Raw genomic sequence first — 22,158 nt, 5'->3', positions numbered from 1 at the left:
ACAGACGAATTCGGATCAACGATGACATCCGCAGATGCCGTGCACGCCATGCTGCTCGGATTCGCCGGCCGTATCCCGGACCGGTACCTGACCGATCTTCGCTACAGCCTGAGCCTCGGCGACCAGCGCGAGGTCGCCTATGCCGTCGAGGCGATCGCGCGCCGACGCAAGATCGCGCTACGCCCGGCCGAACTCGCGACGCTGGCCGAGATCCTCGGGACGCGGTTCACCCGATGGGGCATGCGCGACGTCGTGGCGCCGGCGCCGAGTGAGCGGGTGCCGTTCGAATTCACCCCGCTGCTACCGGAATCCGCGGCGTTGCCGGTGGCGCCGATGCCGCGCGCCCTCGATCTGACCGGAGTCACCGGCAGCACCGATCTCAGCCTCGACGACATCGATACCGCCGCGGTCGCGGCGGCCCGCGAGCACGGCGCGGTGATCGGTGTCTGGCGGTCCTGGCGCAGGCCCGCCCGGCCGGATCAGGAAGGGTGGACGCAGACGCCGCGCCGGATCTACCTGGTCGAGGTCGGCCACGGCGGCAGGCCGTGGATCGTCGCCGCCGACGTGGCCTCGGCACTGCACGTGGCGGGCGAGGCCGACGGGCAGGTCGAGGTGTACACCACCGGTGCCGATCTGCCGCGCTATCAACTCAGCGCACAGGCCCGCTCCTGCCTGCTGTGGGCCGCGGACGACACCGCACCGCGGATCCCCGCGCCGTTCACCGAGCACCCCGTCCGGTTCCCCGCAAACCATCCGCGCCTGACCGATACCCGGGCGGCCGTGCGTTACCTGCGCACCGCGCCGGCGGTCTGCCGGGCGTCCGGGGTGGCGGATACGGTCGAGCCGGAATCGGCTGTGCCGGTACCGATGACGATCCGCACCGACGGGCGCTGGGTGTGGCCGGAGGCGGTCGCGCACTATCTCGACGAATACGGGTTGGCACCGGATCCGGCACTGGCCGAGCATCTGCGCACCGCTGGACCGCCACCGTTGTTCGTCGACGGCGTCGCCCAGTTCCGAGCCGAGATCGCCGGGCGGGAATTGCCGGGGCCACGCAGTATCGTGAGTGCGGATTCGGTTGCGCCGCAACGTTATCGATTCGCGCCCGTGCCTGCCGCCGTGCTGCGGGTGGCGTGGTCGCGGTTGCCGGATCGGCTCGACCTGAGCGACCGCTCCGGCTTCGACGACCTGACCGATCTGCTGATCGACCGTGGCGATCAAGCGGTCCTCGGCGCGGTCCGCGACCTCGGTGTGGCCGTCGGCCTGTGGCGCGCCTGGCGGTATCCGGCGCATGAATCACCACGTCGCGGGCACCGGCACTACCTGGTGGAAGTGAGTTCGATGAACGCCTTCCATCGTGCCGCGGGTCCACACTGGATCGAACGGATTTCGCGAGCAGCAGGCCGATCCGAGGGACAGTCGGCCACGATCGAGGTGCTCGCCACCGGTGCTCCCCGCGCCACCGCCCAGACCCGGATCTTCGACAACGGTGCACTGCTGTGGGCACGCACGCGCCCGGAGTCCCGCACGATCACTCGAGTGCGCGCCTTCGTCACGCCGACCGACCTGCAAGACGGGGTGCTGCGTTTCCGTGCCGAGATCGCGACGCAGGAGCGGCGGATGCCTGCTGCCGATTACTGGGCGGAGCTGCGCCGCCATCGCGACGTCATCGGTGATATCGCTCCAGAACCCGAGCCGGCGGAGGTCCACCTGCCGGAAGAGTCCACCCGTCGCGCACCGGGCGATATCGCCCGCACGCTCGGAAAGTTCGTGCTGCGCGCCCTTTTCGCACTCCCCCTGGCCATCCTGGGATGGGTGCTGCTAGCCGACAATCCGGACGTCGCCCGCTGGTACCTCTATGGAATGTGTGGCTGGTTCGTCGCAACGCTCGTAGTCGGTCTGCTCCTGCTGGAACTCGGCTCGCACCTGCACCGCCGCCCACTCGACGCGGCCGCCCGCCTACGCGGCCGCGCCGCGGCCGAACGCGCCCAGCGGCTGGAGAAATGGCAGCGCGCCGCGACCGGTTCGATGATCGAACTGCCCGGCTCCCTTGCCGATTTGTACACAGAGCTGCGCCGAACCCAACGCGCTCTCGGCTCACGCCGCACGACCCAACTCGGCGACGAGGGCGAATCCGCTGCTGCGGGGATATACGTCGGCGCCGGAACAGACGGGCAGAGCAGTGGGCACGAGAAGCGCTACGCCGGCCAGAGCGGAGCCGCGTCCCCTACCGTTCGCGACAGCAGGCCGGACATAGGCAGCTCACGCACCGTCGGCGGCGGCGGTTGGCGTCGCGGCACCGACGCACGCAACAGCTCCTTGCCCGGCGGCAATGAACACAGCGCCGGGAGCACATCGCGCGGCAGCAGTCCGGTCGCAGGCAGCTCACGCACCGCCGGTGTGGGTGGTTGGCGTCGCGGCTCCGATGCACGCAACAGCTCCTCGCCCGGCGGCAATGAACACAGCGCCGGAACCACATCACGCGGCAGCGGCGATCCGCACGGTAGCGGCACTCGTGTCGCCGAACAGCGCGGCAGCCGAGGTGGCGGCGAGACGAGTCGGCGAAGCGGCGCGTCACCCGGCAGCGGCGCACACGGAATCGGCTCGGGCGACGACCGGTTCGGTAAGAAGTCGCGGCGTGGCGGCTCCCGCAGTATCGACGCCGGGCGGAGCGGATCGCGTTCGGGCATTGCGGGACAGGGCGTTTCGCGTACGGGTAGCTCTCGCGACGGCGGTTCGTCTGGCAGCAGCGGCTCGAGCGGCAGCGTGGGAGCGGTCGACTGGAGCATCGGCTCGAGCGGGGACAGCTGGGGCGGTGGAAGTTCCGGCGGCGGCTGGAGCGGCGGCGACTCCGGCGGTGGAGGCGGCGGCGGGGGCTGTGGTGGTGGCAGTGGATAACCCGGGTACCCCGAACGCACCAGCAGCGCGATCGATGATCGCGCTGCTGGGTCGAACAGTATGGTGCCGTGCGGCTGCCGGACTAGCGGCTGCGGCGGCTCTTCTTGCGCGGCGGGGGCAGCAGGCCCTCGGCGCGCAGCCGGGCGGCGTGCTCGGCCAGTGCCTCCACCAGCGGTCCGACCTGGGCGGTCTCGGGCTGCACGTCGACGCGCAGGCCGAATTCGATGGCGGTCTCGGCGGTCTTGGGGCCGATGCACGCGACGATGGTGCGGGCATGCGGCTTACCGGCGATACCCACCAGGTTGCGGACGGTGGAGGACGAGGTGAACAGGACCGCGTCGAAACCGCCGGTCTTGATCATCTCGCGGGTCTCGGCCGGCGGCGGCGAGGCGCGCACCGTGCGGTAGGCGGTGACGTCGTCGATTTCCCAGCCACGGTCACGCAGACCCTCGGCCAGGGTTTCGGTGGCGATATCGGCGCGCGGCAGCAGCACCCGATTCACCGGATCGAACACGTCGTCGTAGGGCGGGAAGTCGGCCAGCAGGCCCTCGGAGGACTGTTCACCGCTCGGCAGCAGCTCCGGGTTGATGCCGAAGGAACGCACCTTGTCCGCGGTGGCCTCGCCGACACAGGCGATCTTCACCCCGGAGAACGCCCGCGCGTCCAGCCCGAACTCGGAGAACTTCTCCCACACCGCGCGCACCGCGTTGGTGGAGGTGAACACCACCCACTGGTAGCGGCCGTCGACCAGGCCCTTGACCGCGCGCTCCATCTGCGCGGGGCTGCGCGGCGGCTCGACGGCGATGGTCGGCACTTCCATCGGGATGGCGCCGTGGGTGACCAGCCGCTCGCTCATCTCGGCGGCCTGATCCTTGGTGCGCGGCACCAGCACGGTCCAGCCGTAGAGCGCCCGCGATTCCCACCACGACATCTTCGACCGCTGCGCGACCACCTTGCCGATGGTCACCACCAGCGGGCCGACCAGTTCGGAGGCGGCGCTGTTGAGCGTGGCCAGGGTGGCTTCGATGGTGCGCTGCTGCCGGGTGGTGCCGCGCACGGTCACCGCGACCGGCGTCTGTGGGGCCATACCGTGTTCGACCAGCGCGCTCGCGGTCTCGGCCAGATGCCCGGAGGTGGCGTGCAGCACCAGCGGTCCGGGTGCGGCGGCCAGTGCCGCCCAGTCCACCTCGCCACGCACGTCGGCCTCGGTATGGCCCGATCCCAGCGCGATACCGGCGTAGCTGGGCACTGCCGAGCCACCGGGCAGGCCGGGCAGCACCTCGAACACCATGTGCGAGCGGGTGACGGTGGTGACCTCGGCGATCACCGCGTCGGTGGTCAGCGGATCGCCCGCGACCACGCGCACCACGTCGTGTCCGGCGCGGGCCTCGGCGATCAGCGTCTTGGCGACCTCGGCCGGCTCGCCGAGGGCGGGCCGCACGTCGACGGCGCGCTCACCGTCGGGGCCCGGCTCGACGGCGGTGCCGATCAGGGCCAGCACACCCTTGTCGACGTCGGGGTCGGTGAAGGCGAGCGTTGCCCGGCCGAGCACCTCGCGCGCCCGCACGGTGAGCAGCGCCGGATCTCCTGGACCCGACCCGACGAACAGGATCCGACCGGGATGCTTCTTAGCGGCTCGACTCATCGGTTGTTCTCCATTGGACTGGGATCGGTGACGTCTGTGGGGGCGGCCGCTACCGGGGCGGGTTCGGCGGCGAGCAATTCGCGCGCACCGAGCTCCAGCAGCTCGCGGGCCAGCGCCCGCCCCAATTCGGCGGCATCAGCGGGCGCACCCACCACCGACGCGCGCAGCACGTCGGAGCCGTCGATGGCAGCCGCGCAGCCGCGCAGCGAGAGTTCCTCGACGATGCGACCGTCGTCGTCGAGGGATTCGACCACCTCGGCGATCGCGCCGACCGGCGCGGTACAGCCGGCCTCGAGTTCGGCCAGCAGTGCCCGTTCGGCGATCACGGCGGCGCGGGTGGCGGCGTCGTCGAGCGTGGTGAGCAGCTCGATCAGTTCGGCGTCGTCGCTGCGGCATTCCACGGCGAGGGCGCCCTGAGCGGGGGCGGGCAGCATCTGCACGGGTTCGAGGGCCTCGGTCACCGCGTCGAGGCGGCCGATGCGGGAGAGCCCGGCGCGGGCCACCACGATCGCGTCGAGTTCGCCCTCGCTGACCTTGCGTAACCGGGAGTCGAGGTTGCCGCGCAGCGGCACGATCTCCAAACCGAGGCCGAGCGCGCGCAACTGGGCGCCGCGGCGCGGGGCCGAGGTGCCGACCACCGAACCGACGGGCAGTTCACCGAGCACCAGGCCGTCGCGGGCGACGAGGGCGTCGCGCGGATCCGCGCGCTGCGGGATGGCGGCGATGGTGAAGCGCTCGTCCGGCGCGGTCGGCAGGTCCTTGTAGGAGTGCACCGCGATATCGACGGTGCCCGCGGCGAGTTCGTCGCGCAGCGCGGAGGTGAACACGCCGACGCCGATCTTCTCCACCGGATCGGAGGACAGGTCGCCGGGTGTTTTGACCACGATCAGCTCCGCGGGCCGTCCGGCGGCGATCAGCGCGTCGCGCACGGTGCCCGCCTGGGTCAGCGCGAGCAGGCTGCCTCTGGTGCCGATTCGCAACGGTGCGCGCACATCCGACGCCGACTGGGTAGTGGCGGTCATCGAAGCATTCATGCCGTTTCCTCCTGGGCGTGGACGGGACGGCCTACGTGGTTACGCAGGCTGCCGCGTCCGGCCGTTGACCCGCTCACGCCGTCTGCTCCTCTTCGTCGCCGAGATGACCGACGGTGAAATCGTCGGCCAAGGTGACTTCGCTGTCGTCCGGGACCGCGTGGATCTCCATGGGCGCGGCAACCGCCTGCGCCGCACCGGGTTTGAGTTCGAACAATTCGCGTAGCGCCTCGGCGTAGCTGTCGCCGCCCGGGGTCGAGGCCAGCTGCTTGACCCGCACCGTCGGCGCGTGCAGCAGCTTGTCCACCACCCGCCGCACCGTGCGCGCGACCTCGTCGCGTTCCGGATCGGCCAGGTCGGGCAGGCGCGAATCCAGCCGCATCAGTTCGGCTTCCACCACTTCGGCGGCCCGCTGACGCAGTGCGGCGACGGTCGGGGTGACCTCGGCCATCCGCTGCCCGGCCAGGTATTTGGCGAGTTCGTCGGCGACGATCGTGCGGGCGGCCACGGTGTCGTCGGCGGCCGCGCCCGCGGCGGGATCGCGCTGCAAGGTCTCGATATCGATGACGGTGACGCCGGGCAGCCCGGCCACCGCGTGCTCCACATCGCGGGGCAGGCCGAGATCGCAGAACACCAGCGGACGTTCGCCCGCGCGATCACGAGCGGCCAGCGCGGTGTGCGTATCGGCCAGGTTGACCACCGCGCCGACCGCGCCGGTACAGGTGACCACCACGTCGGCGGCCGCCATGGCCTCGGGCAGCCGCGACAACTCCATCGCCTCGGCGTCGACGCCGTGCGTGCCCGCGGTGGCAGCGAGCCGCTGGGCCCGCTCCATGGTCCGGTTGACGACGACGATGCGCCCGATGCCGGCCCGCGAAAGATGCGCGACCGCGAGCCCGCCCATCGCACCGGCACCGACCACCACAGCGGTGCGTCCGGCGAGCGGTCCGAGCACGGCGCCGGCGCGGTCGAGTGCGACCGACACCACCGAGGCGCCCGCGCGATCGATCCCGGTCTCCGAATGCACCCGCTTGCCGACCCGCAGCGCGTGCTGGGCCAACTCGTGCAGGGTGCGCCCGACGGCCTGCTGGGCGTCGGCGGTGGCGTAGGCGCTGCGGATCTGGCTGAGCACCTGCTGCTCGCCGATCACCATCGAGTCCAGGCCACTGGAGACCGCGAACAGGTGCTCGGCCGCGGCCTCGCTGTAGCGGACGTAGGCGTGCTTGGTCAGATCGGGCAGCGGCAGCCCGGAGTGTTTGGTCAGCAGGTCGCCCACCTCGGCGAGTCCGCCGTGGAAGGCGTCGACCACGGCGTACACCTCGACGCGGTTGCAGGTGGAGACGATCATCGCCTCGGAGACGTGGCTCGAGGTGAGCAACCGGTCGATCAGCTTGGGCCGGTCGGCGTCGGTGATCGCGACCTTCTCCAGCACGGAGACCGGCGCACTGCGATGGGAGATGCCGACGAGAAGAACACTCATGGTGTGACCACCGATCCCTTGCTGGTTGGCTCCGTTGCCGAATGCGAGGTTGCCGGATGCTGCGGGGTTGCCGGATGCTGTGTGGCCGCCGCCGGGTGGGCGCGGCCGGGGTGAGCGGGCTGCGGATGGGTATTGGCCGCCCGGCGGGCGACCCGCCCGGAGCCGAGCGCATGGGCGACCGGGATCGAGTCGCCGCGCTCGCCGACCGCCGCGGGCTGTATCGAATCGGTGGCCTCCCGGGGCCCTCCGTGGTTACGCTCGCTGCCGCCTCCGTGCCCGTCGCTCGGCCACCGGTCGACCTCGGCGTTGCGCACCCGCTCGAACGACAGCATCTGCATCTCGACGGCCAGATCGACCCGGCGCACCTCGACCGTGGCCGGTACCTCCAGCTCACAGGGGGCGAAGCTCAGAATCGATTGCAGTCCGGCCGCGACCAGCGCGTCGCAGACCTGCTGGGCGGCGTCGTCGGGGACCGCGATGACGGCGATGGTGGGTTCGAGGGTGGCGATGGCCGCGTCGAGTTCGGCCGCGTCACGTACCCGCAGGCCCGACACCGTGCGCCCGATCACCGCGGGATCGTTGTCGAACAGGCCGACCACGGTGAAGCCGCGACGCCGGAAGCCGCCGTAGCCGACCAGGGCGCTGCCGAGATTTCCCGCGCCGACCAGCACGACGCGGTGCCCCTCGGACAGGCCGAGCACATCTTCGATCCTGGTCCGCAGCTTGGCGACGTCGTAGCCGACACCGCGAACACCGTTGGGACCGAGGAACGACAGGTCCTTGCGCAGCTTCGCGGAATTGACACCCGCCGCGACAGCGAGTTCCTCACTCGATACGATGAGCACACCGTCGTCGGCCAACATGGCGAGGACTCGGAGGTAGGTGGCCAGCCGCGCCACCGTCGCCTGCGGAATGTCCTTGTGGGTACGATTGGCGGCCTCGTGGTTCCGCGAGCTGCCGCCTTCGGGCCCGTCGCTCGACCGCAGAGCTTTGGAGGCGCCACCCGGCGCCTCATGGTGCTCTGTCACGTCCTCGGCTCCTCGCCCGTCCTGAAGTCAGGTCCGGTTCGTCTGTGACCTCCGTCCCGGGCTGCTCCGGTGACGGGATCGAATGTCGGGTTGATTCACCGCGCGCCGGCACACTCGAGAACGCTGCTCGAGAAGGCTCTCGAGAATCCTCGGCCCGCGGGTCGCGTGCCACCACCGTAACCGCTTGTGAAGCCCTGCACAAAGTCGGTGAAATTGGCCTCATTTTCCCCCGCGACCAGCACAGCGCCGCTCGGCGCGCCGATCATCGGCTCAGGTCGGCTCGCAATCGGGGTTCGTCGACGTCGAAATAGCTGTGCTCACGACCGTTGAGCAGCACCACAGGAAGCCGGTCGCCGTATTCGGCGCGCAGGCCAGGGTCGGTGGCGGCGGCCTCGTCGACGTCGACGGTGCCGACCTCGATTCCGTAATCGGCGCAGATCGTCCGCAACTGTTCGAGTGCGATTGCGCACATTCCGCACCCCGCCCTGGTCAGCAGGGTGACCGATGGCAATGCATCGGATGCGGCGCTTTCTGTGGGATTGGTCATGAAGGTTATTAAATCCCCTCGCCACGCCAGTGCGACTGCGCACGGTCCTGGGGTCACGAGGGCGGAATCCGGTTACTGTTGGACGTGGCTTGCGCCTGGCAGGTCACGGCCGGGCGGCGGTGGAATGTGCCACCTCGCAGGGCCTGGTCAGGCGCGGACCATAACAGCGGTCGAGCGACGGGCCCGGAGGCGTCAGCTTGCGTAACCACGCAGGGGCCTCGGGAGACCGCCGGTTCGGCAGAGCGCGACGGGCGGAGGTACTGGTGCCGGAACGATCGAGGGTGGCGAGGACCGGATTCATCGCGGGGCGGTTCGGCGAGTTTCCGGCGCGGTGGAACCTGGGCCCGCTCGGCCAGGGCCTGACCGATCAGCTCGCCCGCATCTCGCGCAGCCCGTTCGGCCCGAGCGAGGAGGAGCTGCGGGCCAATCTGGCGGGTGAGGCCAGTGCGGACGCAGCGCTGGCGCTGCACGACGCGGAGTTGGCTTCGGCGGCCGAGGAGCAGACCGAGGGGCCGGAGGTTCCGCGGGATCTGACGGCGGCGGCGTTTTTCGATGTCGACAACACCATGGTGCAGGGCGCCTCCATCGTGCATTTCGCGCGCGGGCTGGCCGCTCGCAAATACTTCAAGACCTCGGATCTGGTCGATATCGCCTGGAAACAGGTGAAATTCCGGGTGACCGGCAAAGAAAACAGCACCGATATGGCCTCCGGCAAGGAAAAGGCGCTCGAATTCATCGCGGGCCGCTCCACCGCGGAGCTGGCCGCGCTCGGTGAGGAGATCTACGACGAGATCATCGCCGACAAGATCTGGCCGGGCACCAGGGCGCTGGCGCAGATGCATCTGGATGCCGGCCAGCAGGTCTGGCTGGTCACCGCGACGCCGGTGGAGCTGGCGCAGGTGATCGCCAAGCGGCTCGGGCTCACCGGTGCGCTCGGCACGGTCGCCGAGAGTGTGGACGGCAAGTTCACCGGCCGCCTGGTCGGCGACATCCTGCACGGACTGGGTAAGGCACACGCGGTGCGCACTCTCGCCATCCGCGAGGGCCTCAACCTCAAGCGCTGCACCGCCTATTCCGACAGCCACAACGATGTGCCGATGCTGTCGCTGGTCGGCACGGCGGTCGCGATCAACCCGGATTCGGATCTGCGTGAGGTCGCCAAGAACCGCGGCTGGGAGATCCGTGATTTCCGCACCGGACGCAAGGCCGCCAAGATCGGCGTGCCGACGGCGCTGGCGCTCGGGGCGGCCGGTGGTGCGGTGGCGGCGGCGATCACCCGGCGCCGGGATCTGCACTGACACCGGGCGGACCCAATTCGGAGTCCGCCCGGCATTCGACAGCCTGTGTTACCCCGTGAACGGGTTGCGGCGTTTGGTGAGCAGCTTGTAGAGGGTCTGCTGGATGGTTTCGCGGACCTGGTCGGTGACCTCGAACATCGTCATCGGGTCGTCGGCGGCCTCGGGCTCGTATTCGGTGGTGGCGATGGGCTTGCCGAATTCGATGTACCACTTCGACGGCAGCGGCATCGCGCCGAGCAGGCCCAGGTGCGGGAACAGCGGCGTCACCGGGAAGTAGGGCAGCCCGAGCAGCCGCGCCAACGGCTTGATATCGGCGAGCTTGGGGTAGATCTCCTCGGATCCGACGATCGAGCACGGAATGATCGGCACCCCGGTGCGCACGGCGGCGGCCACGAATCCGCCGCGACCGAACCGTTGCAGCTTGTACCGGTCGGCGTAGTTCTTGCCGACGCCCTTGAACCCTTCGGGGAACACGCCTGTCAGCTCACCGGTGCGCAGCAGCCGCTCGGCATCGGGGCGGCAGGCCAGGGTGTGCCCGGCCTTGCGGGCCAGCACGCCGAGTACCGGCGTCTCGAAGACCAGATCGGCGGCCAGCAGGCGTAGTGCGCGCTGTTTCGGGTGGTGGTCGTGGATGGCGAGCTGGAGCATGAGCCCGTCCAGCGGAACGGTGCCCGCGTGGTTGGACACGATCAGCGCGCCACCCACCTCCGGGATGTTCTCCATGCCGCTGACCTGCACCCGGAACCAGTAGTCCGACAGCGGGCGCAGTGCGGGCAGGATCACCGATTCGAGCAGATGCTCGTCGAAACCGAATTCGTCGACCTGATAGTCGCCGGTGAGCCTGCGGCGAGCGAATTCGGCGGTCTTGCTGATCTGCTTGCCGAGCGCGCCGCGCATCAGCTCCGCCAGTGATTGCGGTGCGGCGGGCGCGGCGGCGGCCAGCCGATCGGTCAGCGACGTCACGGTGGGCACCGGAGCGCTCCACTCTCGTGGCGCGGGTCGTGGCCGTGGTTCCACGGCGAGGTCGTGCAGCTGAATGACTTTCGCTACGTCGTTCATGTTTGTGCTCCCGTACCGGCCCCTACCAGGCCGAGCAGTTTGTGTTCCGCGGCATCGATCCACGAGGGATCGACGACGGGCCGCAGCGCTGCGCCCCCGATGAAGTCATCGAACGCCTGTACCGTCGTCCACCGCGGCTCGAATCCGAGCTCGGTGCGCATACGAGTGGTGTCCAGGCCACAACCGAAATGGAAGTAGTCGAGCTGTTCGGCGCTGAAATCGCGCATCACCGGACCCATCAGGGAGCGGCCGATGGTGCGGAACAGCGCCCACGGGACCGGCATAGCGACCCGGCCCGCACGGCGAACTGCTTGTGACAGAGCCAAGGCTCCGTCGCCTGCGATGTTGAACGTTCCTCCGGGTGCACCCAGCGCTGCGTGCACCAAGGCGGCGACCGCGTCTTCTTCGTGCAACAACTGCATCCGTGCGTCGCGGCCGAGCACCGTCGGTGTCAGCGGCGAACGCAGGAACTGGGCGCCACGCCCCGCCAGTCTAGGCCCGACGATGGGCGCGAAGCGCAGAATCGGCGCGGCGATATCCGGACGACGCCGGGCCAGCCCGCGCACGAAACCTTCGATTTCGATCATGTCGCGCGCGAATGCGCCGCTGGGCGGGGTGCGGGCGCCCATTTCCTCGGTGAATTTCGCCGGGTCCTTGGCGCTTCCGCCGTACACCGCCGACGACGAACGCAGCACCACCCGCCGCACCGCGGGCGCCTTCTGGCACACGGCGAACAGCTGCATGGCGCCGAGGACGTTGAGATCCTTCATCGCCGCGCGGCTGCCGCCGGCCGGCGGATGAGACAGCACCGCGGTGTGCACGACGGTGTCGACGTCGTTGCCCGCGATCACTTTGCGGATCAAGGGGTTACGGATATCGGCGCGAATGAATTCGGCCCGGCCCATCCGGCGGCGCAGCTCGGGGCTGGGGGTGAGCGAGTCGACGGCGATGACGCGCGCGATCCGCTCGTCCTGAGCCAGCCGGGAGACCACATTGCCACCGAAGAACCTGGCCGCGCCGGTCACCATCACCACGTCGGGCAATCGTGCGCCCCTACTAGCCTCAACGTCCATACGCACCGGGCCGTCCCACCTTCGAGCCCCCTCGGATTTATTCCCGTTCCAGACTAACTGCTGCCGTACCCTTCGCCGCGAAATTTAACCGGCTTCTAACGATGACTTCAGTCACCGGAAACACGCCAGATTTCAAATCTGAATATTTCAAAATGAAGGGCCCGCCACCTGATCGGTGACGGGCCCTTCTGCTGTCATCAGCGCTTACTTGCCGAGTTTGCGCCGCTGCACGCGGGTACGACGAAGCAGCTTGCGGTGCTTCTTCTTCGACATGCGCTTACGGCGCTTCTTGATCACAGAACCCATAGGGTGTTCCTCGCGTTCTCTCTACTCGGCGCGCACGCACTCACGTACGCCAACTGTCCGGTCGCTCGGCAAGCCTCACTCCCAATGTTCGCGCCACCTGGGCCAACGAACATGCGGTAGCCGCGGTGCGTGAACACGAACCGAGGGTCCATCGTACCGGCCCGGACACATGCGCCGGTAATCGACTCATCCGGCGTCGAAGTAGGACGTCTCGAGGTATTCGTGCACCGCTTTGGCATGCACCCGGAACGACCGGCCTACGCGCACCGCGGGTAGCTCACCCGAGTGCACCAGCCGATACACCGTCATTTTCGACACCCGCATCAGATTCGCGACCTCGGCGACGGTGAGGAACTGTGTTCCTCCGCCGAGCACGGGTTGTCCCTGTGGCGAACCGCCACCACTTGGAGACATCTTGTTCGAAGACATCATCGCACCACTGACCTCCGGCACGTCCGCGCCGCTGGCTTCCCCACCGGCGGAACAGACACGCACGTGCTCCTTGAAGCTTAGCGGGACCAGTGGGATTGCTGCGACGGGTGTGAGAAATCAGCCGATATTGCGCGTCGACCGGCGGCTACTCCGCGGCCACACCCTGTTCCATCGACCGTTGCTTGGCCGCGTGCAGCGCTTCCAGGAACGCCGAACGCACGCCACCGCGCTCGAGCTCGCGCAATGCGGCCGCGGTGGTGCCCGCGGGCGAGGTGACCGCGGCGCGCAGATCCGCCGCCTGCTGGCCGGATTCCTCGAGCAGCGCGGCCGAGCCGATCATCGTCTGCACGACCAGCTGGGTGGCCACATCGCGGGTCAGGCCGAGCCCGACGCCCGCGTCGACCATGGCCTCGACCACCAGGAAGAAATACGCGGGCCCGGAACCGGATACGGCAGTCACCGCGTCCATCTGGGTTTCCGGCACGACCGCGACCTTGCCGACCGCGCCGAGCACCTCGGAGACCAGCTCGAGCTGATCGGTCTTGGCGTAGCGACCGGGGGCGAGCACACTCATGCCCTGCCCGACCAGCATCGGCGTATTCGGCATCACCCGCACCACCGGGAAACCGGCGGGAAGCTTGTTCTCCAGCCGGGCCGTCGGCACACCGGCGGCCAGCGAGACCAGCACCTGATCGCGATCGCCGCCGAGTTCGGCCTTGCCGAGATCGGTCAGCACCGCGTCGACGTCGCCCGGCTTCACCGCGATCACCAGCAGGTCGGCGCCCACGGCGGCGTCGGTCACCGAATCGGTGACCCGGATGCCGAACCGGTCGGCGAGCATCTCACCGCGATCCGGGTGGGTCTCCACGACCACCAGATCCTTGACGGCCCGTCCGGATTCGAGCAAACCCGCGATCAACGCCTCGCCGATGCGTCCGCCACCGATCACAGCAATTCTGGTCATGAGCCATAAGGCTAGACGGCCGACAGTCCGGACTGCCAACAGTCGTGACGCTCGCCCGGCGCGGGCCAGGCAGCTATCGACGCGGGGCGGGCATCAACGCCAGCTGACGGCTCTGCGCGACGACGGCACCGGTGGAGTCGATGACGAGCTGGTCCTCGTCGAACATCCGCCCGCCCACCTCGTGGGTGGTGGCGATGATGCGCAGCCAGCCGGGGGCGGGCCTGCGCCGCAGGTAGGTGGTCATCTGCACGGTCGGCGCCCAGCCGAAGTTGCCGAGGTTCGCCGGCACCGGCGGGCTCATATCGGCGGCCATCATGGCGAAGTACATCGACACGTCCGGATCGTTCTGATCGCCTTCGCGCGGACGCATCCACAGGCGCAGCCTTGGTACTCCGGTTTCGCCGGCGAGGAAGCGCGCCCACTCGGAGTCGATGCACAGGTCGGCGCCCTGCGCGACGTGCACGATCTGGCCCATCGGCGATTCGGGGTCGTAGGCGATCGCCGAGGCGCCGGGTTCGGCGGGCATATCGGTGTGTGACGGCGCGTAGGCGGGCGGGGTATCGGCGTCGTCGAGGTGGCCGAAGGTGAAGGCGGTGCGCACCATGGCCTTGCCGCCCTGGCTGAGGGTGGCGTCGAGCAGACAGATCTGGCGGCCGACCTTGCGCACGCTCACCTCGTATTCGACCGCGCCGGGTTCCGGGGCGCCGAGGAAGTCCGAGCTCGCGGCGATGGGCGCCATGGCGGTGCGCTCGGGGTCGACGGTGCGCAGCCAGGTGGTCGCGGCGGCCGCCGAGGCGGCGACCATGGTGCCGCCGTGCACCTTGGGGCCGATCGTCCAGATCGGATCGATGGTGCCCGCGTAGCGCCCGGTGGTCGCGTCGGTGGTGGTGAGCTCGGTGAGGGCGCACACCTGGCCGAAGGGGGCGGCGGTGGCCTGATCGGGGTCGGCGGTCAGCTCCGGCGTCATCGTCACTCCTGTCGTTCGGCCAACTCGTTCGTACAGCGTACAAGTCACCCCGGAAGGATCGATATTCCCGGGGGTGGGTGACCGCGCGACCGGATCAGGCGGATTCGCTGCGCGGGGACTGCGGTGCGGGCGCCGGAGTGAGCCCGTTGAGATGCTGACGGGCGAAGGCGAGAGTCCGGGCGAGCATGGCCGCGCGATCGGCGGTGGTGCGCGCGTTCTGGGTATTGATCTCGGCGACGGCGTGACCGGAAAACCCGGACTCCACCAGCGCCGCGCACACCTCCACACATGGCTGGGTACCGTCGCCCGGGACCAGATGCTCGTCGTGCGCCGCGCCGCGCCCGTCGGCCAGATGCAGGTGCGCCAGGCCCGGCCCCATGCGCGCGGCGAGCGCCAGCGGGTCGGCGCCCGCGGTCGCGGTATGCGACAGATCGAGGGTGTAGTGCGCGAAGCCGGTGTCGGTCGGATCGTAAGAGGGGCTGAACGCCGTCAACGCCAAGCCGGGCCCGCCGCGACGCTCCAGGCGCTTGGCGGCACCGCCGCGACGGCCGAACAAGGTATCGGCGCGCATGGGGAACATGTTCTCCACCGCGACCACCACGGAACTGCCGGCTTCCAGCTCGGCCACCTGGGCGGCGAAGTTCTCGGCATAGCGACGCTGCCATCGAAACGGCGGATGCACCACCACGGTGTCCGCACCGAGCGCTTCGGCGGTGCGCACACTGCGCTCGAGCTTGGCGACGGGATCGGAACCCCACACCCGCTGCGAGATCAGCAGGCACGGCGCGTGCACGGCCAGCACCGGCACCGAGTACTTGCGGATGTAGGACTGCACGATCGCGATGCTCTGGCTGGCCGGCTCGGCCCACACCATCAATTCGACGCCGTCATAACCCAATTCGGCGGCATACCGGAACGCCGACTCGGTGTTCTGCGGGTACACCGACGCCGTGGACAAGCCGACACAGATCCGGCCGCGTTCAGGCGAGGCAGCCGATTCCCCCGCCGCGCTCGCGTGGCCCGGCACCACTCTGGTCTCGTCCGCCTGCCCGATGTTCCCCACAGCCGCTCCCTACTCAGTTCGTACTGAGAAGAAAGGCTAGCGGTCCCAGCGTCACAAAGATGCCGACCACGACAGCGATCACAGTGCTGAGAATGTCGTCGGTGCGCCGCAGGATGCGCACCAGGGCCACCAGACCGAGGATGACGACCATGGCCAGCGCCAGCGCCACCCACGGCAGCATCTCCCACATCCGCTCGAAACCCTTGAACAGCAACATCCCCGCGACCGCCGCGCCCGCGCTCTGGCCGCCGAGAATCATCCACTGGCGCTTGTTTTCCTCGTACTCGGCCTTGCGAGCGCTGCGCGAGCCGCGCGCGGCCGGTGCCGCGGCGCTGGACGCCAGTGCGGCGCTCTTGCCCGCGGCCGGTTTCCTGCCGAGCGCGGCGGCCTTGGCACCGGCGAGCGAGGTCACCTTGCCGAGCGCACCGGCCTTGCCGAGCGAACCCGCCTTGCGGCGCAGCGAAGACGAGGTGCGGCTCAGCGCGGCGGTGCGGCGGCCCCAGGACGATTCTTCGGCTTCGTCGTCGTCGAACTCGTCATCGAGTTCGTCGTCGAGCAGATCGTCTTCGTCGTAGAAGTCCTCGGCCTCGTCGTCGAGATCGGGGGCGGCGTCCGGGGCGACCGGGGCGTAGACGTCGGTGCGCTGGTCGTCGGGCTCGACGGTCTCGGCCGTGCGTTCCGCACGGGCCGAACCGCGTCCGGATCTACCGCGGCTCTTGCGGTCGGCTTCGGCGCGTTCGGCGCCGTCGCGCAGCAGGTCACCCGCGACCGTCTGACCCGACAGCAGCTGCTGGTCTTGATTGGCCAGCGACCACGCGGCGGTCGGGATGCCGCCGGTCTCGGGTCCGCCCGAACCGGAGCGATGCCGGCGCGCCGACCAGGCGGGCAGGCCGTTCTCGCCCTGCTTCTCGCGCCGCCGCGGCAGTTCGGGGCGGGCATCGCGGGCGGGCTGCTCGGGGGCGGGGGCGAAACCGTTGACGGTCGGCGACCAGGCAACGGTCGCCGGGCCCTGATCCTGCGCGGGCTGCGCACCCGGCGAGTAGCCGTTGACCGGAGGCGGTGTCCAGGCCGGGATCGCCGGACTCGGCTCGGCGCGCTTCGGGGCGGGCGCGAATCCATTGGCGGAGGGTGTCCAGGCGGCGGTGGCCGGGCCCGGATCCGCCAGGCTCGGCGGAGCCGGCGGGCCGACCTGCTCGGCCGGCTGCCACGGCGCCTGCGCGGCGCCGCCGAATCCGTTCGCCGGCGGGGTCCACGCCGCAGTGGCCGGGCCGGCATCGCGAGCGGCTCTGGCTTCGGCGACCCTCGCCTGTGCGGCGGCTTCGGCTTCGGCGGCCGCCCTGGCCTGCGCCTCGGCGGCGGCCTGCGCTTCGGCGGCGGCCTGCGCCTCGGCAGCCTCCGCGGCCCGGCGGCGGGCGGCCCGGCCACTCACCGAGCTGTCGCGGCCACCGGGGGCTTCGGGGACGGGCTGCCAGCCACGCTGCACCGGGTCGGTGGCGTGGCCGGTGGGTAGCTGGGGCTCGGCGTCGTATTCGTCGTCGGGGTCGGCGCGACGACGGCGACGCCCGGTGCGCCCGGAACCGAGGGCCTCGGCGACGACCGGCGATGGGATCTCGGTGCCCGTATCCGATCCCGGTGCGCTGTGACGCGAGCGGCGGCGTTCACGCGGCTCGGTATCGGCGTCACCGGCCAGTGGGTCGAAGCGGGTGATCGGTCCCGACATCGGTGAGTAGACCGGCTCGGGCTCAGGAGCTTGCGGGGCAGGCGGTTCGTAGGAGGGAGCGAGGAATTGGGTCGCGGCGGAGGTCGGTCCGTAGCCGTTCACACCGGTCGAGCCGTTGACGCCGTGCGCCCCGGTGGAACCGTTCGGGCCCGCGTCGTAGCCGCCGTGCGAGCCGTTGACACCGGCATCGCCAGAGCCCGGCGGTGGTACCTCGTCCTCGTCGTCGGGCGCCGAATGCGCGGATCGTCCGCTGTCGATCACCGGAAGATCGCCGGTCAGTTCGGCGACCGAGAGCCCGCGTCCGGCTCGGCGGCGCCGGCCACCGGACGAGGCCGCTCCCTGCTGGCCGTTGCGGGCCAGCAGTTCGGCGACCGACAGCTGTTTGGATTCCTCACTCATGAAGGCACCGTTTCGATCGGGCCCGCCGACGCGGCGCCGCCGGGCGAGGCAGCGCCGAGGCCTGCTGCCGTGCCCGGTGTGCCTGTGACAAGCGGTCCACCGTTCATATCGGTATCCAGTTTGCGCAGGATCAGTCCCTCCCGCAGCGCCCACGGACAAATTTCGATGCTATCCAGCGATAGAGCCCGCATACTCGCCTCCGCGACCAAGGCACCGGCCACCAGTTGCTGGGACCGGTCCGCACTCACGCCCTCCAGCTCCGCCCGGTCCGAGGCGGTCATCCTGGAGATGAAACCGATCAATTGACGAAGACCTGAGCTGGTGAGTGTACGTCGAACCCGCGGTCCCGCGCCCGAGGGCGCCGCACCGGTGAGCCGGGCCAGCGAACGGAAGGTCTTGGAGGTGCCGACGGCCAGATCCGGCTTGCCCGCGTCGATCACCTGTTTGGCGGGGGCGACGAGTTCGGCGTCCAGCCAGTCCCGCAGCACCGCGACCCGGCGCTTGCCCGGCGGGTCCTCCTGTAACCATTCCCTGGTCAACCGGCCCGCACCGAGTTGCAGCGACAGCGCCACATCAGGGTCTTCGTCGGCGCCATTGGTGATCTCCAGCGAGCCGCCACCGATATCGAGGTTGAGGATGCGGCCGGCGCTCCAGCCGTACCAGCGGCGCACCGCGAGAAAAGTCAGCCGGGCCTCGTCCTCGCCGGAGAGCACCTTCAGATCGACGCCCGCCTCGGCGCGCACCCGCGCCAGCACTTCGTCGGAATTGGTGGCATCGCGCACCGCCGAGGTGGCGAACGGCATCAGCTCCACGCAGCGTGAGGTCTGGGCGATGCTGGCGAATTCCTTGACGGTCGCGATCAGCCGCTGGGCGCCCGCGGGGGTGAGTTTTCCCTCGTCATCCATGTTTTCCGAGAGCCGCAACGTCGCCTTCGTCGAGCTCATCGGCATCGGATGGCCACCCCGATGCGCGTCCACCACCAACAGGTGAACGGTATTGCTTCCCACATCGAGTACCCCGAGACGCACATGAACACGGTACTCGCGACCGGGCGAGCAGACCTGATGCGGTCGTCGACGACGGACGCGAGCTTCAGCTCAGGCGACCGAACTGTTAGCGTCGACAGTTGTGACGGCAGGCGCAGCGGCATCCGGCCAGACCCGGCCGCGACCAGCGGGAAAGATGGACCCGACTCCCGAAGTCGACCTCGATTTCCCGCGTGAATGGATCGAATTCGTCGATCCGGCAAACGACGAGCATCTCATCGTCGCCGACCTCACTTGGCTGCTGTCGAAATGGACGTGCGTCTTCGGCACGCCCGCCTGTCAAGGCATCCTCGACGACCGCCCCGATGACGGCTGCTGCTCGCACGGCGCCTTCCTCGCCGACACCGACGACCGCAAACGCCTGCAAAAAGCTGTGAAAATGCTCACACCGCAGGATTGGCAGCTGATGGACCAGGCGCGCAACGCCGAGGGCAAGGTCAGCAAGAAGGGTTATCTGGAGCTCGACGAACTCGAGGACGAGCCCGCGCTGCGCACCCGCCGCTACGACGGTGCCTGCATCTTCCTCAACCGTCCCGGTTTCGAGGGCGGGGTCGGCTGTGCGCTGCACACCATGGCGTTGCGGCGCGGGATCGAACCGCTCGAGGTCAAGCCGGACGTGTGCTGGCAGTTGCCGATCCGGCGCACCCAGGACTGGGTGGATCGTCCCGACGGCGTACAGATCCTGCGCACCGTGATCACCGAATACGACCGTCGCGGCTGGGGTCCCGGCGGCCTCGACCTGCACTGGTACTGCTCCGGTTCACCGGACGCGCACGTCGGCGCGCGGCCGGTCTGGCAGTCCTACGGCCCCGAGCTCACCGAACTGCTCGGCAAGCCCGCCTACGACGAGCTGGCCCGGCACTGCAAGCGCCGCGAGGGCCTCGGGCTGATCGCCGTGCATCCGGCGACCGTGCATGCCAACCGCATGCGGGACGACGCCGCGGCAACCGAACAGTCCGCGTAGTCCCGGGTTTCAGCGGGCGTGCGGCCGGGCACGACGCAGCACCGCCCGTTCCCTACCCACCGCCGAGCGCCAGGGCGGAGCAGCTCGGTGGCGCCCGTCGACGGGTCCGATCGCTCTCCGGCGCTGCCGGGCCCGACGGGCAGCACAGTCGGACCGCTGACGGTCGGCACGCGACCGCCCGACGCGGAGCGAACTGCTGCTTGCCCGCCTCAGGCCTCGAGCTTGTATCCCAGCCCGCGCACGGTCACAAGGTGCTCCGGCCGGGCCGGATCGGCCTCGATCTTCGAGCGCAGCCGCTTGACGTGCACGTCGAGGGTCTTGGTGTCGCCGACGTAGTCCGCGCCCCAGACCCGGTCGATGAGCTGGCCGCGGGTCAGCACCCGGCCGGAATTGCGCAGCAGGTACTCGAGCAGGTCGAACTCCTTGAGCGGCAGCGTCACCGGCTTGCCGTTCACCAGCACCGTGTGCCGGTCGACGTCCATGCGCACCGGTCCGGCCTCGAGCACGCCGTTCTCGCTGCCGCCGTCGAGTTCATCGCCCGCGCCGCGGCGCAGCACGGCCCGGATGCGGGCGATGAGTTCGCGCGCGGAGTACGGCTTGGTGACATAGTCGTCGGCGCCCAATTCCAGGCCGACGACCTTGTCGATCTCGCTGTCGCGGGCGGTCACCATGATCACCGGCACGCCGCTGCGGGTGCGCAGCTGCTTGCACACGTCGGTGCCGCTCATCCCGGGCAGCATCAGGTCGAGCAGCACGATGTCGGCACCGGACCGGTCGAACTCGGCGAGCGCGGACGGGCCGTCGCCCACGACGGTGACCTCGAAACCTTCCTTCTTCAGCAGGAAGGCGAGCGGGTCGGCCAGCGACTCCTCATCCTCGACGATCAACACACTCGTCATCTGCGTGCCTCCACACCATTGGTTCGGCCCGGCGCTATCGGGCGCGGGCTGGTTTCCTTCTTGCTCATCACCACGCCGCCGGCCTCGTCCTCGCCGTCGGTTTCGTGATGTGCCGGTATACGCAGGGTGAAAGTCGAGCCGGTGCCCAACTTGCTCCACAGCGTGATCTCACCGTTGTGGTTGGCGGCCACGTGTTTGACGATAGCCAGCCCGAGGCCGGTGCCGCCGGTCGAGCGCGAACGCGCCTTGTCCGAGCGGAAGAATCGTTCGAACACCCGCTCCTGGTCTTCCTTGGCGATGCCGATGCCGCGGTCGGTGACGGCCATGGCGACGTGATCGCCGCGCAGCGACCGGCTCACCGAGACGTGCGACCCGGGCGGCGAGTACGCGATGGCGTTCTCCACCAGGTTCGACAGCGCCGTCACCAGCAGCGTTTCATCGCCGAGCACCTCGAGCCCGCTGGGCCGGTCGGTGCTGACGGTGATGCCCGCGGCTTCGGCGGTGGTGCGGGAGCGGTCCACGGCCTGCATCACCACGGTGTCGACGTCGACCACCTCCAGTTGCGGCAGCTTCTCCGCCCCCTGCAACCGCGACAGCGCGATCAGCTCGGTGACCATCTTGCCCAGCCTGCGCGATTCGCCGAGCACGCGTTCGCCGAAGTGGCGCACGGCGTCGGGGTCGTCGGCCGATTCCAGCAGCGCCTCCGCGAGCAGGCTCATCGCACCGACCGGCGTCTTGAGCTCGTGGCTGACGTTGGCCACGAAGTCGCGGCGGGTGGCCTCCATGCGCGCCTGTTCGGAATCGTCGTCGGCGAACAGGACGGTGAAGTTGGTTTCCTCGCGCGAGAGCGGCCTGGCCACGCCGCGCACCGCGATGCGGCTGCGGCCGGGTACCGGATTCTTGGCGGTCAGGTCGAACTCCGCGGATTCGCCGCTGGCCAGCACCTTCTCCACGGCTGCCCAGGCGCGTTCGTCGAGCAGCCGGTTGCGGACCAGGCCGAGTTCCTCGGCGCGCGGGTTGACCAGCACGACGTCGCGGTATTCGTCGACGACGGCGATTCCGCTTTCCGAAGCCAGCACGATGAGGTCGAGCACCTGCGACATGGTGAGCCCGGATTCGGCCTGCCTGCGCGCGGCCTGCCTGGCGTTCATGTACGGGATGAGCAGTCCGCCGATCGCCAGTCCGACGACAGCCGCGACGACTGCCAGCAACACGGCCTGGGGAACACTCACACCATGAATCGTACGGTCGCCAGCCGCGGCCGCCACGCCAGGTCCGCGAAGTTTCACGCAGGTCACAGGTGCTTATGTCGACGTTAGCCAGGCGTTCACTTGTTGTT

The 22,158-nt window shown here is 69.6% G+C and carries 19 protein-coding genes; 3 read left to right on the top strand and 16 right to left on the bottom strand.

What is annotated here, in order from left to right:
• Positions 1-21: 21 nt before the first annotated feature.
• Positions 22-2,898 (top strand): hypothetical protein, encoded by a 2,877-nt coding sequence (locus FEK34_RS21110; protein ID WP_138450218.1) that lies wholly within the window; start codon positions 22-24, stop codon positions 2,896-2,898.
• Between the two features lie 82 nt (positions 2,899-2,980).
• Here the strand turns inward: FEK34_RS21110 and FEK34_RS21105 are convergent, their stop codons facing one another.
• From FEK34_RS21105 to FEK34_RS21085, 5 genes are all read right to left on the bottom strand, one after another.
• Positions 2,981-4,543 carry a uroporphyrinogen-III synthase gene (locus FEK34_RS21105; RefSeq protein ID WP_138450216.1) on the bottom strand — a complete coding sequence of 521 codons (1,563 nt, stop codon included), beginning with the start codon at positions 4,541-4,543 and terminating at the stop codon, positions 2,981-2,983.
• Positions 4,540-5,577, bottom strand: coding sequence for a hydroxymethylbilane synthase (gene hemC, locus FEK34_RS21100; protein ID WP_138450214.1), 1,038 nt, complete (start codon positions 5,575-5,577; stop codon positions 4,540-4,542). Before hemC ends, FEK34_RS21105 begins: the two co-directional genes overlap by 4 nt.
• 73 nt (positions 5,578-5,650) lie before the next feature.
• Positions 5,651-7,054: a glutamyl-tRNA reductase gene (locus FEK34_RS21095; RefSeq protein ID WP_138450212.1), complete on the bottom strand. Its 1,404-nt coding sequence runs from the start codon at positions 7,052-7,054 to the stop codon at positions 5,651-5,653.
• Positions 7,051-8,082: a redox-sensing transcriptional repressor Rex gene (locus FEK34_RS21090; RefSeq protein ID WP_138450210.1), complete on the bottom strand. Its 1,032-nt coding sequence runs from the start codon at positions 8,080-8,082 to the stop codon at positions 7,051-7,053. Before FEK34_RS21090 ends, FEK34_RS21095 begins: the two co-directional genes overlap by 4 nt.
• A 262-nt stretch (positions 8,083-8,344) precedes the next feature.
• Positions 8,345-8,629 (bottom strand): glutaredoxin family protein, encoded by a 285-nt coding sequence (locus tag FEK34_RS21085; RefSeq protein WP_138450209.1) that lies wholly within the window; start codon positions 8,627-8,629, stop codon positions 8,345-8,347.
• 338 nt (positions 8,630-8,967) lie between these two features.
• Here FEK34_RS21085 and FEK34_RS21080 point away from each other — a divergent pair, with 338 nt between their 5' ends.
• Positions 8,968-9,927 carry an HAD family hydrolase gene (locus FEK34_RS21080; protein ID WP_249359482.1) on the top strand — a complete coding sequence of 320 codons (960 nt, stop codon included), beginning with the start codon at positions 8,968-8,970 and terminating at the stop codon, positions 9,925-9,927.
• 48 nt (positions 9,928-9,975) lie between these two features.
• On the opposite strand, the gene FEK34_RS21075 is transcribed toward FEK34_RS21080, so the two are convergent.
• The 9 genes from FEK34_RS21075 to FEK34_RS21035 form a co-directional block, all read right to left on the bottom strand.
• Positions 9,976-10,986 carry a lysophospholipid acyltransferase family protein gene (locus tag FEK34_RS21075; protein ID WP_130918004.1) on the bottom strand — a complete coding sequence of 337 codons (1,011 nt, stop codon included), beginning with the start codon at positions 10,984-10,986 and terminating at the stop codon, positions 9,976-9,978.
• Complete coding sequence (locus FEK34_RS21070) at positions 10,983-12,029, bottom strand: NAD-dependent epimerase/dehydratase family protein (protein ID WP_432760976.1); 1,047 nt, start codon at positions 12,027-12,029, stop codon at positions 10,983-10,985. The genes FEK34_RS21075 and FEK34_RS21070 overlap by 4 nt, the downstream gene beginning before the upstream one ends.
• 234 nt (positions 12,030-12,263) lie before the next feature.
• Complete coding sequence (locus tag FEK34_RS21065) at positions 12,264-12,365, bottom strand: 30S ribosomal protein bS22 (protein WP_003402602.1); 102 nt, start codon at positions 12,363-12,365, stop codon at positions 12,264-12,266.
• Between the two features lie 186 nt (positions 12,366-12,551).
• Positions 12,552-12,797, bottom strand: coding sequence for a helix-turn-helix domain-containing protein (locus FEK34_RS21060; RefSeq protein ID WP_036540611.1), 246 nt, complete (start codon positions 12,795-12,797; stop codon positions 12,552-12,554).
• 145 nt (positions 12,798-12,942) lie between these two features.
• On the bottom strand, positions 12,943-13,761 hold the full coding sequence (proC, locus tag FEK34_RS21055) for a pyrroline-5-carboxylate reductase (RefSeq protein WP_138450205.1): 819 nt from the start codon (positions 13,759-13,761) through the stop codon (positions 12,943-12,945).
• Positions 13,762-13,834: 73 nt separating this feature from the next.
• Entirely contained in the window at positions 13,835-14,728 is an 894-nt protein-coding gene (locus FEK34_RS21050; protein WP_138450203.1) for a thioesterase family protein, read from the bottom strand.
• A 94-nt stretch (positions 14,729-14,822) separates the two neighbouring features.
• Positions 14,823-15,698 (bottom strand): sugar phosphate isomerase/epimerase family protein, encoded by an 876-nt coding sequence (locus FEK34_RS21045; RefSeq protein ID WP_138450550.1) that lies wholly within the window; start codon positions 15,696-15,698, stop codon positions 14,823-14,825.
• Positions 15,699-15,804: 106 nt separating this feature from the next.
• A complete protein-coding gene (locus tag FEK34_RS31300; protein ID WP_212748796.1) occupies positions 15,805-17,910 on the bottom strand; it encodes a hypothetical protein in 2,106 nt (701 codons plus the stop codon).
• Positions 17,907-18,938 (bottom strand): Ppx/GppA phosphatase family protein, encoded by a 1,032-nt coding sequence (locus FEK34_RS21035; protein ID WP_138450201.1) that lies wholly within the window; start codon positions 18,936-18,938, stop codon positions 17,907-17,909. Before FEK34_RS21035 ends, FEK34_RS31300 begins: the two co-directional genes overlap by 4 nt.
• Before the next feature lie 154 nt (positions 18,939-19,092).
• Here FEK34_RS21035 and FEK34_RS21030 point away from each other — a divergent pair, with 154 nt between their 5' ends.
• Entirely contained in the window at positions 19,093-19,920 is an 828-nt protein-coding gene (locus tag FEK34_RS21030; RefSeq protein ID WP_138450548.1) for a hypothetical protein, read from the top strand.
• A 209-nt stretch (positions 19,921-20,129) separates the two neighbouring features.
• Here FEK34_RS21030 and FEK34_RS21025 read toward each other — a convergent pair whose 3' ends face one another.
• Entirely contained in the window at positions 20,130-20,819 is a 690-nt protein-coding gene (locus FEK34_RS21025) for a response regulator transcription factor (RefSeq protein ID WP_014353185.1), read from the bottom strand.
• A complete protein-coding gene (locus FEK34_RS21020) occupies positions 20,816-22,051 on the bottom strand; it encodes a sensor histidine kinase (RefSeq protein WP_138450198.1) in 1,236 nt (411 codons plus the stop codon). Before FEK34_RS21020 ends, FEK34_RS21025 begins: the two co-directional genes overlap by 4 nt.
• Positions 22,052-22,158: the final 107 nt, after the last annotated feature.

Source organism: Nocardia cyriacigeorgica, assembly GCF_005863245.1.
In the GTDB taxonomy this organism is placed as follows: Bacteria; Actinomycetota; Actinomycetes; order Mycobacteriales; family Mycobacteriaceae; genus Nocardia; species Nocardia cyriacigeorgica_C.
Note: the sequence above shows the minus strand (reverse complement) of the source record. Positions and strands in the feature narration are given on the sequence as shown.

What these genes read in the sequence shown, in the direction of transcription:
- FEK34_RS21030 (WP_138450548.1), top strand. Translation starts at nt 19,093, where the DNA reads ATGGACCCGACTCCCGAAGTCGACCTCGATTTCCCGCGTGAATGGATC.
- FEK34_RS21060 (WP_036540611.1), bottom strand. Translation starts at nt 12,797, where the DNA reads ATGATGTCTTCGAACAAGATGTCTCCAAGTGGTGGCGGTTCGCCACAG.
- FEK34_RS21095 (WP_138450212.1), bottom strand. Translation starts at nt 7,054, where the DNA reads ATGAGTGTTCTTCTCGTCGGCATCTCCCATCGCAGTGCGCCGGTCTCC.
- FEK34_RS21065 (WP_003402602.1), bottom strand. Translation starts at nt 12,365, where the DNA reads ATGGGTTCTGTGATCAAGAAGCGCCGTAAGCGCATGTCGAAGAAGAAG.
- FEK34_RS21105 (WP_138450216.1), bottom strand. Translation starts at nt 4,543, where the DNA reads ATGAGTCGAGCCGCTAAGAAGCATCCCGGTCGGATCCTGTTCGTCGGG.
- FEK34_RS21050 (WP_138450203.1), bottom strand. Translation starts at nt 14,728, where the DNA reads ATGACGCCGGAGCTGACCGCCGACCCCGATCAGGCCACCGCCGCCCCC.
- FEK34_RS21110 (WP_138450218.1), top strand. Translation starts at nt 22, where the DNA reads ATGACATCCGCAGATGCCGTGCACGCCATGCTGCTCGGATTCGCCGGC.
- FEK34_RS31300 (WP_212748796.1), bottom strand. Translation starts at nt 17,910, where the DNA reads ATGAGTGAGGAATCCAAACAGCTGTCGGTCGCCGAACTGCTGGCCCGC.
- proC (WP_138450205.1), bottom strand. Translation starts at nt 13,761, where the DNA reads ATGACCAGAATTGCTGTGATCGGTGGCGGACGCATCGGCGAGGCGTTG.
- hemC (WP_138450214.1), bottom strand. Translation starts at nt 5,577, where the DNA reads ATGAATGCTTCGATGACCGCCACTACCCAGTCGGCGTCGGATGTGCGC.
- FEK34_RS21075 (WP_130918004.1), bottom strand. Translation starts at nt 10,986, where the DNA reads ATGAACGACGTAGCGAAAGTCATTCAGCTGCACGACCTCGCCGTGGAA.
- FEK34_RS21025 (WP_014353185.1), bottom strand. Translation starts at nt 20,819, where the DNA reads ATGACGAGTGTGTTGATCGTCGAGGATGAGGAGTCGCTGGCCGACCCG.
- FEK34_RS21085 (WP_138450209.1), bottom strand. Translation starts at nt 8,629, where the DNA reads ATGACCAATCCCACAGAAAGCGCCGCATCCGATGCATTGCCATCGGTC.